Origin of the sequence: Virgibacillus oceani (assembly GCF_041521345.1) — a bacterium.
GTDB lineage: Bacteria > Bacillota > Bacilli > Bacillales > Amphibacillaceae > Virgibacillus_N > Virgibacillus_N oceani_A.
Window position 1 is genome coordinate 31,809 of record NZ_JBGOHB010000003.1, and the last position, 12,901, is coordinate 44,709.

Annotated in this window: 9 protein-coding genes; 3 read left to right on the plus strand and 6 right to left on the minus strand. The window is 40.9% G+C overall.

The genetic code is table 11. The annotated features are described in order from the left end of the window. Positions 1-62 precede the first annotated feature (62 nt). Positions 63-1,064, minus strand: a complete 1,002-nt coding sequence (locus ACDX78_RS03355; protein WP_486025355.1) for a proline dehydrogenase family protein — start codon at positions 1,062-1,064, stop codon at positions 63-65. 58 nt (positions 1,065-1,122) lie between these two features. Continuing rightward, the gene (gene pruA, locus ACDX78_RS03360; RefSeq protein ID WP_486025356.1) at positions 1,123-2,670 is read right to left on the minus strand and encodes an L-glutamate gamma-semialdehyde dehydrogenase; all 1,548 of its coding nucleotides are present in this window, start codon (positions 2,668-2,670) and stop codon (positions 1,123-1,125) included. A gap of 242 nt (positions 2,671-2,912) precedes the next feature. Between pruA and ACDX78_RS03365 the strand changes: the two genes are divergently transcribed. Next, complete coding sequence (locus ACDX78_RS03365; protein WP_486025358.1) at positions 2,913-4,292, plus strand: sigma-54 interaction domain-containing protein; 1,380 nt, start codon at positions 2,913-2,915, stop codon at positions 4,290-4,292. 383 nt (positions 4,293-4,675) lie between these two features. On the opposite strand, the gene ACDX78_RS03370 is transcribed toward ACDX78_RS03365, so the two are convergent. Beyond that, complete coding sequence (locus tag ACDX78_RS03370; RefSeq protein WP_486025360.1) at positions 4,676-5,227, minus strand: DUF3231 family protein; 552 nt, start codon at positions 5,225-5,227, stop codon at positions 4,676-4,678. Positions 5,228-5,422: 195 nt separating this feature from the next. Between ACDX78_RS03370 and ACDX78_RS03375 the strand changes: the two genes are divergently transcribed. Then, a complete protein-coding gene (locus tag ACDX78_RS03375) occupies positions 5,423-6,589 on the plus strand; it encodes a TraB/GumN family protein (protein ID WP_486025362.1) in 1,167 nt (388 codons plus the stop codon). Positions 6,590-6,986: 397 nt separating this feature from the next. Beyond that, positions 6,987-8,882 (plus strand): PrkA family serine protein kinase, encoded by a 1,896-nt coding sequence (locus ACDX78_RS03380; protein WP_486025364.1) that lies wholly within the window; start codon positions 6,987-6,989, stop codon positions 8,880-8,882. A gap of 436 nt (positions 8,883-9,318) precedes the next feature. Here ACDX78_RS03380 and ACDX78_RS03385 read toward each other — a convergent pair whose 3' ends face one another. From ACDX78_RS03385 to ACDX78_RS03395, 3 genes are all read right to left on the minus strand, one after another. Further along, positions 9,319-10,932, minus strand: a complete 1,614-nt coding sequence (locus tag ACDX78_RS03385; protein WP_486025366.1) for an ABC transporter permease — start codon at positions 10,930-10,932, stop codon at positions 9,319-9,321. A gap of 23 nt (positions 10,933-10,955) precedes the next feature. Continuing rightward, a complete protein-coding gene (locus ACDX78_RS03390) occupies positions 10,956-11,837 on the minus strand; it encodes an ABC transporter ATP-binding protein (RefSeq protein WP_486025368.1) in 882 nt (293 codons plus the stop codon). A 129-nt stretch (positions 11,838-11,966) separates the two neighbouring features. Then, on the minus strand, positions 11,967-12,596 hold the full coding sequence (locus tag ACDX78_RS03395; protein WP_486025370.1) for a TetR/AcrR family transcriptional regulator: 630 nt from the start codon (positions 12,594-12,596) through the stop codon (positions 11,967-11,969). Between the last annotated feature and the right edge of the window lie 305 nt (positions 12,597-12,901).

Genomic DNA, 12,901 nt, shown 5'->3' on the forward strand with positions numbered 1-12,901 from the left:
TAAATAATATAAGCGAGGATAGGGCAGGGAAAATTATATGTGTCTTCGTTATATAGCAGTATCTAATCCTTTTTCTTTTTCACTCTCCACAGGGCAAATAATCCGATCAAGGCGCCTCCTGCAATTAGTGGTGATTTTTTTAATTTATTGTCTTTCGTATAAAATGTATCCTTCATGACCAATTGCAAGTTCTGTGGTCTTTCTGCCAGTCGGCGCATGAAATAGCCAAACCAGTCACTGCCAAACGGTATATATGTACAGAAGTTATAGCCATCTTCAGCTAGCCCGTGCTGCATTTCTGTCCGGAAGCCATAGAGCATTTGAAATTCAAACTTATCTTTTGGCACATTATTGTCTTTGACGAATTGCTTTAACTGATTGATAATCTGGTGGTCATGTGTCGCGATGGATGTGAAGGTGTCTCCAAGCAACCTGATTTCGCAAGCCTTGATAAAATTCGCATCAATTTCCTCCTGGTTCTGGAAAGCAACTTCCTCACTTTCCTTATACGCTCCTTTAACGAGGCGAAGACGTACACCTTTTAGATTTTCAAGATCATCCACTGTTCGATATAAATACGATTGCAGCACTGTGCCTATATTGCTGAAGTCTTTTCGCAAAATTTCCAGTACATCCAGCGTTTTTTGATAGTGCTCGTATTTTTCCATATCAATATTTACGAAAATATCATATTTTGTTGCAGCGGTTAAAATTTCGGACATGTTACTGATGCAAAATTCCTGATCTATATCCAGACCGAGCTGCGTCATTTTTACGGAAACATGGCAATCAAGCTGTTCTTCATGTATTTTTTCAATCATTTCTAGAATATCTTCTTTTGCCTGGGTTGCTTCCGACTTGTCGAAAATGAATTCCCCCAGGTTATCCAGTGTGCAGCTGATTCCTTTCCTATTGAGCTCTTTGACCACGCTTACAACGCTATTAATATCTGTTCCGGCAACAAACTTATCTGCTCCAAGCTGAAATCCCCATTTTTTGGCGTTTGCATTTAAAAATTTATTATTAGATAATCCGATGAAAAAGTCCCTCGTTAAATTTGCCATCATTGTTACTCCTTTGTTATGTGTAGGGGGCAGTCAGTCATCACTGCCCCCCATAGAATTAAAATGCCTCTGTTACAGTTTTTGCGTTTAAGAAGTGTTGCAGATAATCCGGGCCGCCTGCTTTGGAATCGGTTCCGGACATTTTAAATCCGCCAAATGGCTGATAACCAACAATGGCAGCCGTACAGCCGCGGTTAAAGTAAAGGTTACCTACCTGAAATTCCGTACGTGCGCGGTTCAAGTGTTCGCGATTATCTGAAATCACAGCACCTGTCAGGCCGTATTCTGTATTGTTTGCAATCTCCAGTAATTCATCAAAATTATTAGCTTTTGCAAATCCAACGACAGGACCGAAAATCTCTTCTTGCATAATTCTTCCTTTAGGATCCATGTCTTTGAAAATCGTCGGATGAACGAAGAAGCCTTTGGAATCATCCGTTTCTCCGCCGTAAGCCAGTTCGCCTTCGTGTTTGCCAACTTCGATATAATCTTTAATTTTGTTAAACTGCTTCTGGTTTACAACCGCACCCATGTACACATTTTCTTCGGATGGGGCGCCGACAGTCAGTTCTTTTGCCAGTTCAATGGATTTTTCAAGCACTTCGTCATAGACATCTTTATGCACGATTGCTCTGGAACAAGCAGAACATTTCTGTCCAGAAAATCCGAATGCAGAGTCCACAATGGATTGTGCTGCCAGATCAAGGTCAGCTTCATTGTCGACGATAATGGTGTCTTTTCCACCCATTTCAGCTACAACTGTTTTCAAATGCTGCTGTCCTTCCTGCACTTTGGCAGCCCGTTCGAAAATTCGCGTTCCTGTAGCGCGGGATCCGGTAAAGTTAATGAAGTTAGTATCTTTGTGATCCACAAGATAGTCACCAATTTCAGCCGGGTCTCCAGGAACAAAGTTCAATACGCCTTTAGGCAGACCTGATTCTTCAAGTACTTCCACAAGTTTATAAGCAATCACCGGCGTGTTTTCTGATGGTTTCATAAGCACCGTATTTCCTGCAACGATTGGAGCAACAGTGGTGCCTGCTACGATGGCAAAAGCGAAGTTCCATGGCGGGATAACTACGCCGGGTCCCATTGCCTGATACGAATATGCGTTATGCTCATTTACGCGGTGGTTAAGTTCTTTTCCCTCACCAAGTTCGACCATTTCGCGGGCGTAGTACTCAAGGAAATCAATTCCTTCCGCTGTGTCTCCATCTGCCTGGTTCCAAGGTTTACCGGCATCATACGCAAGCCATGCAGAGAATTCATGCTTGCGGCGGCGAATTTTTGCAGCTGCTCGGAGTAAAACGTCCGCGCGCTCTTTGGCTGACCAAGTGCTCCAAGTTTTAAAAGCTTCCTTCGCTCCTGCCATTGCTTGTTCAATGTGTTCTTTAGTTGCTTTGGAAACTTTTCCTACTACTTCTTCTTTGTTTCCTGGATTATAGGAAGTGAGTTTATCGTCAGTATAAATTTTTTCTCCGTTAATCACAATCGGATATTCTTGCCCGAGTTCACCCTTCACTTTGTTTAATGCGGCTTCGAACTCCTTCTGGTTCTTTTCATCGTTAAAATCCGTGAATGGTTCGTGTTTAAATGGTAATACCACAAGAAAACCTCCTTAAAAAATTAGTAATATCGTTATCGGTAAAGGATAACCATCTATCATTCTATCAAACATGCAAAATTCGTGCCAAGTTTTGAGGTTTAGCACTGTAAGCCCGCTAAATCGTTTTCAAAATGATATTTCTACATACAGATGTAAGCATATTTTTTACAAACCAGTGTACAGAGTGTGTACAAAATTGTATAATTTATTTACAATATATTTTACAGTTAGCGGGTGTGAATATGTCTAATGTACTATCTTACTTAAAAGCGGTTTTGGCGATGGAAGATGACGCTGTCACGATTATCGATAAAGAAAAGCAGGTGCTTTTTTGGAATGAGACGGCAGTCAAAACATACAGTGTAAAGCAGGAAGAGATACTCCATAAGCCGATCATGAATTTTTTCCACAGTGAGGATTTAGTTGTGCTGCAAGTGCTGGAATCCAAAGAGGAAGTGCGGAATGAATACCACCGCCCAAGGCAGGATAAACATGTGGTGATCAATGCGGCTCCTGTTTTCAATAAAGATAATGAACTAATGGGAGCTGTCTCGGTTGAACGGGATATTACACAAATTGTAAAGCTAAATGCCAATTTGGAGAGTACTTCTGCAGAACTGAATGAATTACGGCAAAAAGTGCATATGACGAATGAGGAGAATCCTTTTGTTCATTTGAAGGGCAAAAGCAGTGCACTCCAGCAAACCATTCAGATGGCGAGAAAAGCTGCAAAGACGGATGCCACCACATTAGTTCTTGGTGAAAGTGGTACTGGGAAGGAAATTTGCGCGCGTGCCATTCATGAAGCGAGTGACCGCAGTGATGGGCCATTTATACCGGTTAACTGCGGAGCGATTCCTCAAGCTTTATTTGAGAGTGAACTATTTGGGTATGAAGGCGGTACATTCACTGGTGCCGAGAAAAATGGGAAGGCGGGGAAGCTGGAGCTGGCTGATGGCGGCACGCTGTTTCTCGATGAGGTCGGCGAGCTTCCGCTGGAAATGCAGGTGAAGCTGCTGCGTGTTTTGCAGGAAGAAACGCTCTACCGAATTGGTGATTCAAAGGGGCGAAAAATTGATGTCCGGTTCGTCGCTGCAACAAATCAGAACTTAAAACGATTAATGGAAGAAAAACAGTTTCGCTCGGATTTATATTATCGTTTAAATGTGATTCAATTAACGATGCCGCCGCTCCGAAATCGTATAGAGGATATTCCGGAACTGGCTCAGGACTTTTTAAAACAGTTTGCCTTAAGGTATCAGGTTCCTGCCCCGGAGATAGAAGGGGAGGCGTTAAAGTTTTTGCTTGAATACGGTTGGCCAGGGAATGTACGCGAGTTGCGAAACTTTATGGAGCGGATTATTATTTTATCGGAAAAACCATTTATTACAAAAACGGACATGCTCACTTTTTTTCCAAATGCCGGCTGGAAAGAGGAAAAGACGGTGGACAACCTGGGAGATCACCGTACACCCCCCTTGCCAGAGGAAAAAGAAAATCTGGAAAAACAGCAAATTGAAGATATGCTCCTGAGAACAAACGGAAACAAATCATTGGCCGCTAAAAAACTCGGTATCTCAAGAATGACGCTTTATAATAAACTGCGGAAATATGAAGGGTAAACACGGGGATGGTTCTTAAGTGAACAACCGGAAGTTTTGCGAAAAAAAGGCACTATGAGCATCTTTTATCGCTCATTGTGCCTTTTTCTTTTTCTACGCAATTACTCATCCGCAAAATTTTTGGTTGCCCAAGAATAATGAAATCGCTTCCTGGGTATAAATTTTAATTTTTAGCTATTTGTCATAAAATAAATTGAGCAGGATTTTTATGCTATTTCTGGATTTTGCCGCGAGCAATTTCTTTTTTCATTTGTTTCATTGGATGATATCAAAGAAAGCGTGCAGATGAAAAATGCACAGTGCTGGCTTCCTGAGTGGGAACCGGGACGAAGATGTTATATTGTTATTATGCCAAAAATCATTTCACACGAGCTCAAATATAATTAATCTTTGCGACTTACACCGTTCGGCGAATAGGATGGTGGTGTTATCAGCCAGCCGCGTTTGCGCATAACAGTTTTTACTTTAAAGCCGAATTGTGCCTTCTCTCCAAGAAATTTTAACCACAAAACTCCCATATCACTACGAGTTGATTGGCTCATGTTTGTGGATGCCAAAACGATATTGGAGGCAATTTTTATGGAAATAAAGTTTGCTATCTCAAAGTCGGTCATTTTAGTGCCGGGTGGTATTGAGTTGGAATCGGCTTTCGGTTTGTGCTCAGAAGTATTGCCGAGAGGCACCCCTTCATCTATCATGTATTTCTCCAGTTGTTTTAATTGGGATTCACCCAGTTTTTTTGATTCCTGCAGAAGTTCTGTTAAATCTTTATCAAAAGTCGTATTTAATCCGATTTCTAATGCGGGAATTTCTTCATGTAATGCAGCTATGTATAACCAGCACCCATAAGCCTCACCAATATGCAGCGGGGGTTTCGGTTCTTTATCTACCGTTGTTTTTACAAAATCGGCAATGTTTTCAAAGATATTTGTCATTCATTACACCTCGGAAAAATATATTTGCGTTTAATTTCCCCATTTTGCTTATTATTTATGCTGGCTAACGAGAAAAAATATGAATTTACCTATTAAAAGAAAAAATCCTATTCAACCAGGGGATAGTAGTTTATGATGTATATAGGAAGAATTTTTACTTAAACTAAGATAGGAAATATAAAGGGAATGGAATACATGACAGAAGAAAACGTTTCACGATTGTATATAGATGGCAAAAAAATTATATTGATCGGAACAGCGCATGTCTCCAAGCATAGTGCTGAAGAAGTGAAGCAAGTGATTGATGAGGAAAAGCCGGATGCGGTCTGTGTGGAGCTGGATGAGCAGCGGTACCAGTCGATTAAGGATGATAATCGCTGGAGAAACATGGATATATTTAAGGTGATTAAGGAAAAGAAGTCGACGTTATTATTAATGAACCTGGCTATTTCTTCCTTTCAGAAACGGATGGCCAAGCAATTCGGCATCAGCCCGGGCCAGGAAATGATTCAGGGAATTGAATCTGCAGAAGAACATGGTGCTGAACTGGTGCTGGCGGACAGAAATATACAAATTACCTTTTCCCGGATTTGGCACAGTATTGGTGTAAAAGGGAAAGCAATTTTGCTGACACAGGTGATCGCCAGTATTTTCAGCAAGGAAACCATTTCCGAGGAAGAACTTGAAAAAATGAAGAAGCAGGATACGATCAATTCAGTGCTCAATGAGTTTACGGAGCATTTTCCGAAATTAAAGAAACCGCTGATTGATGAGCGGGATCAGTATTTAGCGCAGAAAATTAAAAAAGCTCCCGGGGATAAGATTGTTGCGGTACTCGGGGCAGCGCATGTTCCGGGAATAAAAGAGGAGATTAGAAAGGAAAATGATTTAACCCGGTTAAATCAAACGCCACCTAAATCAAAGTGGCCAAAAGTCATTGGCTGGTCAATTCCTATCCTTATTTTAGCGATTATCGCTTATACGTTTTATGCCAACCCGTCTGCGGGCTTATACCAGGTAATCAGCTGGCTTTTATGGAATGGATCTTTATCTGCATTAGGGGCGGCTATTGCATGGGCACACCCGCTTGCGATTATTACCGCCTTTCTTATGGCTCCTTTTACTTCACTGAATCCCTTGCTGGCAGCTGGCTGGTTTGCAGGAATTGTACAAGCGTACTTGAAAAAACCGTATGTTAGTGATTTCGAAAGTTTATCGGATGATGTGCAGAGTGTGAAGGGGTTTTGGCATAACAAAGTAACGAGGGTGTTGCTTGTCGTTATATTGGCAAACCTGGGAAGTTCGCTCGGAACGCTGATTGGAGGCGGAGACGTTATCCGGATTTTTATACAAAATTTATAAGCTTCATATGAAGACTGTCAGGAGATACTGCTCCGGCAGTTTTTTAATTGCTAACGAAATAATAAAATAGAGATAATTCCTCGTCATTCGGCAATTTATAAGCTGTATAAGTGACCGAGTGAGTTAATTTCTCCTTGTTCGGTAGTTTATAGGCCTAATGAGTAGAAGAAAGAAGAATTTTCTTCCTCGATCTGTTAATGCTGATTTGGCGTGTTTCCCGACTTATTAAGCGATACGCTACCAGCTGCAAGTTATTGCCAAAAATGGGTCTGAAACAGAAGAACCGCCCCTCTGTTTCAGCGGGATAGAGGGTCAGGCTCTCTGTCTCGCTTTATGCATTTGTATTTCATGTCCTGCATATGATGGATAGAAACCGCGATCAGATGGAGGGTATGAAATGGATATTTTAGAAAAGGTAAAGAGTCACCGTGAAGAGGAAGAGCGACTGCAGTGGGAAGGATCGTTCGCGGCGTATTTAGAGATTGTAAAAGAAAGACCGGAAGTTGCCCAGACTGCGCATTCCCGGGTTTACAATATGATCAAAAGCTCAGGACTGACCGAGCGGGACGGGAAAAAGATGTATGAATTTTTTGGTGAAGAGATTTTTGGACTGGAAGAAGCAATTGAAAAATTGGTGGAGGAATATTTTCATCCGGCCGCGAAACGGCTGGATGTCAGGAAACGAATTTTATTATTAATGGGGCCGGTGAGCGGCGGCAAATCCACGATTGTGACGATGCTGAAGCGCGGCCTTGAACAGTATTCCAGGACTGATGAAGGCGCGGTATATGCAATTAAAGGCTGTCCGATGCATGAGGACCCGCTCCATCTCATTCCGACTCATTTACGAGAAGATTTTTTTGGACATTATGGCATTCGAATTGAAGGAAATCTGTCTCCGCTAAATACGATGCGGCTGGAGAAGGAATATGGTGGAAAAATTGAAGATGTGCAAGTAGAACGCATTTTTTTCAATGAGGATAAACGGGTTGGAATCGGCACGTTCAGTCCGTCGGATCCAAAATCACAGGATATTGCCGATTTGACAGGAAGCATTGATTTTTCCACGATCAGTGAATTTGGTTCTGAATCTGATCCGCGTGCTTACCGGTTTGATGGGGAATTGAATAAAGCTAACCGCGGGATGATGGAGTTTCAAGAGATGCTGAAATGTGATGAGAAATTCCTCTGGCATTTGTTGTCGCTGACACAGGAAGGGAATTTTAAAGCGGGCAGGTTTGCGCTCATCAGCGCGGATGAGCTTATTGTAGCCCATTCAAACGAAGCTGAGTACCGTTCCTTTATTGCCAATAAAAAAAATGAAGCACTTCATTCCCGAATTATCGTCATGCCTATTCCATATAATTTGAAGGTCAGTGAGGAAGAACGAATCTATCAGAAGATGATTAATGAAAGTGATATGGCTGATGTGCATATTGCGCCGCATGCCCTGCGGGTGGCAGCGATTTTTTCCGTTTTAACGAGGCTGAAGGATTCCAAGAAGCAGGGCGTCGACCTTGTCAAAAAGATGCGCTTGTATGACGGGGAAAATGTGGAAGAGTTTAACCAGCTGGATATCGATGAACTGCGGAAAGAGTTTCCTGTAGAAGGGATGGAAGGGATCGACCCGAGATATGTGATCAACCGAATATCGTCTGCAATTATTCGTAAGGAAGTAAAGTCGATTAACGCGCTGGATGTGCTGCGTTCACTGAAGGATGGGCTTGATCAGCATCCTTCTATCTCTGAAGAGGATAAGGAAAATTATACAAACTATATTTCCGTTGCCCGAAAAGAATACGACGAAATTGCGAAAAAAGAAGTGCAAAAAGCATTCGTCTATTCCTATGAAGAATCTGCGAGAACTTTAATGGATAACTATCTGGATAATGTGGAGGCATTTTGCAATAAAAATAAATTGAAAGACCCGCTGACCGGGGAAGAAATGAACCCGGATGAAAAGCTGATGCGCTCGATCGAGGAACAAATCGGAATTTCGGAAAATGCTAAGCGTGCTTTCAGAGAGGAAATTCTCATCCGTATTTCTGCCTATGCAAGGAAAGGCAAGCGATTTGAATATAATTCCCACGAACGGCTAAGAGAAGCAATCCAGAAAAAACTGTTTGCCGATCTCAAAGATGTGGTCAAAATTACCACCACATCGAAGACACCCGACGAATCCCAATTGAAGAAAATTAATGAAGTGATTGCGAGATTAATAGACGAACACGGGTATAATTCGGTATCGGCCAATGAATTACTACGGTATGTGGGAAGTTTATTGAACAGGTAACATAAACATGGGACAGAGGGGCTCCTCGTCCCGTTTTTTCATGGGAAGATCTACTTTGTGAAAGAAGTATCAACGATATACGAACTATTTGTGAAAATAATCACAAAAAGGTTTAAGTCATCAATGATCTGGTATATACTTTAGCTGACAGTAAAAATAATCTTCCAGGGAAGGTGCTAAATATTGAAAGGAACAGCATTAGTAATAAAAAAGGATCATTCTGTAAAAATATTAGAGAATGTGGAGCATGGGGTATATAAAGAGCTGGTCAGCCAGAAACATGAGAAAACCCAACATTATACCATCGATAATAAAAAAGTGGAATTAGGCCCGTTTACCAAAGTGGTTTGGTGTGAAGATAACATAGATGGAATTACGGCTACTAAAAGGAGAGCTGGGACGGACGGGTCCCAGCTCTTGTTTTTTTCAGTCGATATTAAGCACCTTCCATCATGTCCCGCCTGCGATAACCGAGGTAACCTATTACCATGAAAGCAATGCTAATCAAAGTTATTGTAATAAAAACCGGGGCATCGAAATTCTCCATTGGCATTCGTGGAACCCAGCTTTGAATCGCTGTTTTGGAGAACCATTCCGGCAGATTCAAAATACCTTCAAAGTAGTTTAACATAAAGGAATAGCCAAGATAAACATAAACTATTTTACCCAGTTTCGGCGACCAGCCGAGGGCTAAAGCTGCCAGCCCGGTAAAGAATAATACTGCTGGCAGGAAATTGTAGCCGGCAGCAAAGAAATCAGCCATCCCCATCGCAGCATCATCCCCCATGAAGGAAATTGCAGCCCCGCCAAGCCCGCTTACAGCTAATAAAATTCCCATGAAACCTGCAAAAACCGCTAAGCCAATACTGGTCCAATAAAGTTTGCCGCGCGTCACTTTTGTGGCCTGAATCTGACTTAGGTGCAAACGGCTTTCTGCAGAAAAAAGTTTATTTACAATGGCAATCGGTAAAATGGAAACCAAACTAATCATGACCATCATAATGGTGCCAGTGAATGACGCTTCAATGGAAACACCTGATTGCGAAAACATCTGCTTCATCATTTCGTTACTTTCAAGGAAGGTCTGCATATCTCCATAAATCGACCCATAGGCAGCTCCCATAATAACAAAGCCAATAAACCAGCTTATCATCACACCTTTGTTAATCCTGGTAAATAAACCATGAACAGACAATAAGGATTTTTTAGCGTTCTCCCTGCCTTCTCTTTCAGGGACATAACCTGCTCCCATATCCCGTCTGCCTTCAAGGATAAAAGCAATGACCATGACGACTGCACTGAATATTAGGGCGAAAATAAGTGGAAACCAGTTATTTTCCGTAAAAGGATACGTTAAATAAGTCCACCCCATTGGATTAAACATGGATAAATCAACATGGGAGACATCTGTTCCGGCACGAATAATATATAATAACCCGACAATGCCAAGTGATGAGCCTGTTGCAGCTGATGAACTCGGCATGATTTGAGCCATGAAGAGACCAAGCACCGCACCAGTCATTCCAGCAAATCCAATGGATGCCCCAAATAAAAATGATCCTTCCATCGTAATCGTTTCAGCGCCAAAACTCATCATCACGCCGCTGATAAAAATGGCTAAGACGACATTAATGAGAACCGTTTCCATCACCGTAGCAAGAGAATTTGCCTGACGACCTATCTGAAACGAACGCACAAGTTCTGTTAGACCCAGATCCTCTTCTTTTCGCGTATGGCCGACTACATGCAGGATAGAAATAATCATTGCGAACAACCCGCAGAATAACAACATTTCATGGGCATACATTGCGCCTAATGTATAATCTGCTGCAGATTCGACTGGTGTGGGGCCAACCATGGATATCATCGCAGGATTTTGTAAGGTTTCATACATCCCCACCAAACCTTGCCCTTTGGCAATCTCTTTAAAAGCCGGAATAAAAGCAGCTGAAAACAAACCAATTCCTAAAACCCAAACAATTATTTTTTTCCAATCACGTTTTAAATATTGTAAAAACAACAGATCCCAACGTGCAAACTTTTCCTTCATCCTCATTCAACCCCTTTCAGTGCTTAGCCTTCATAATGACGCATGAATAAATCTTCTAGTGTTGGTGGTGAAGATTCAAACTTTTTAACACCTAGTTTGCTTGCCTCCATTAAAATCTCATTAAGGTATTGATTATCCGCGGAAAACGTCGCTTGTGCCCCTTTTTGCTGGAAATCAAATACGCCATTTACATCGGCCATTTCCGCCACATTATTTTCTGTTTCCAATGTTACAGTAGAACGGGTTAAATAACGCAATTCATCAAGGGTACCAGTCTCCACAATTTCACCTTGGCGAATGATGACAACCTTATCAGCAAGGCGTTCCACTTCGCTTAATATATGAGAGGAAAGCAGAATAGACTTACCTGATTCTTTGATTTTCTCTACTTCTTCCTGGAAAATCGCTTCCATTAAAGGGTCAAGACCTGAGGTTGGTTCATCAAAAATATATAAATCCGAGTCAACAGATAAAGCTGCGATCAATCCGACTTTTTGACGATTTCCCTTCGAATATGTTTTCGCTTTTTTCTTGGGATCCAATTCAAACCGCTTCATCAAATAATCGCGTTTTTGCTTGTCACCGCCACCATGCAATTTAAGAAACAAATCAATGATTTCCCCGCCTGTCAAACCCCCCCATAAATTAACATCACCAGGAACATAAGAAATGCGTTTATGAATTTCAAGGCTATCATCCCAGACGTCCTTGCCGAATATTTCCGCACTGCCGGCATTCCGTCTGATAATCCCCAATAAAATGCGAATCGTTGTAGATTTACCAGATCCATTCGGGCCAATAAAGCCGACAACTTCTCCAGGTTCTACAGTAAATGTCACATTACTTAAGGCTTGGAACTTACCGAATTTCTTTTGTACACCTTGCACCTTCACCATTTCTGTCATAACACTACACTCCCTTTTTAAAATTTGACATCATGTTCTAACCGACGTTTAAATTCCCCGATACTTTCATTTATAGATGAATCAATTCCAATTATTCTATAATTTCTTTCATACTAAACTGCTTTAGCATTATTTGTAAAAACTGTACTTCAGTATTTCAGCATAACGCTCCCATTCTTTGAGATATTGCTCTCCAAACTCACCAATATCTTCAAAGGTCTCAATTTGCTGGATCGCCTTTTCCCTGAACCCGAACATGGTCCAACTCAAGATTTCAATTGCTTTTTCAATGTCGATCCCTTCACGAAATTTGGTGTAATCAATATTTTTATATAATTTCTCCATACTCTCCTCTTGGATATAATCCACTTTTTGCTTAATTACATCTTTTACTTCAACGGATTCCTCTTTACCGGAGGCAGCGAGGAAATCAAATACATACGGAAATTCTTTCTGTATATGCAATTTTTGTAAACCGATCATTTTGATTCTTTTAAACAAATCAGTTTCACTAAAATCAATTTGATCGATAAGCTTCTCGATTACTTGAATACTGTATTCGATTAAATATACATAAAGGTCTTTTTTGCTATTAAAATAATTAAATAAAGAACCTTTAGAAATATTGGCGTTTATTACAATTTCGTTTGTTGATGCTTTATCAAATCCGTTCTCAACAAATTCCTTTACTGCCATGTTGATAATAAGCTTTTGTTTCTCTGGTTTTAAGCTATTAAACTTTGAATAAATGACAATCATCTCCTTCCAGTGGAACTGACCAAGTCGGTCATTCTGAATATAACATTAATGACCAAAGTGGTCAATAGATTAAAAAAAGATGAGAAGGAATGAAAAAGCCAGCAAACAATTGCTGGAAGGCAGTGGAGATAAATTTAGATTTATCGGTAGAATGATTGTTTTATATAAATGTTAAATTTGTATTGAGTCATAAATAATTTGCAGTGGTATTTTTTCTGTTACGCCTGTCAAAATAGGCTGTAATTTCCTTTGATTCTTTCAGAAAAATGCAATAGTGCCTCCTGTATTGCATAGGATAGAGAAAG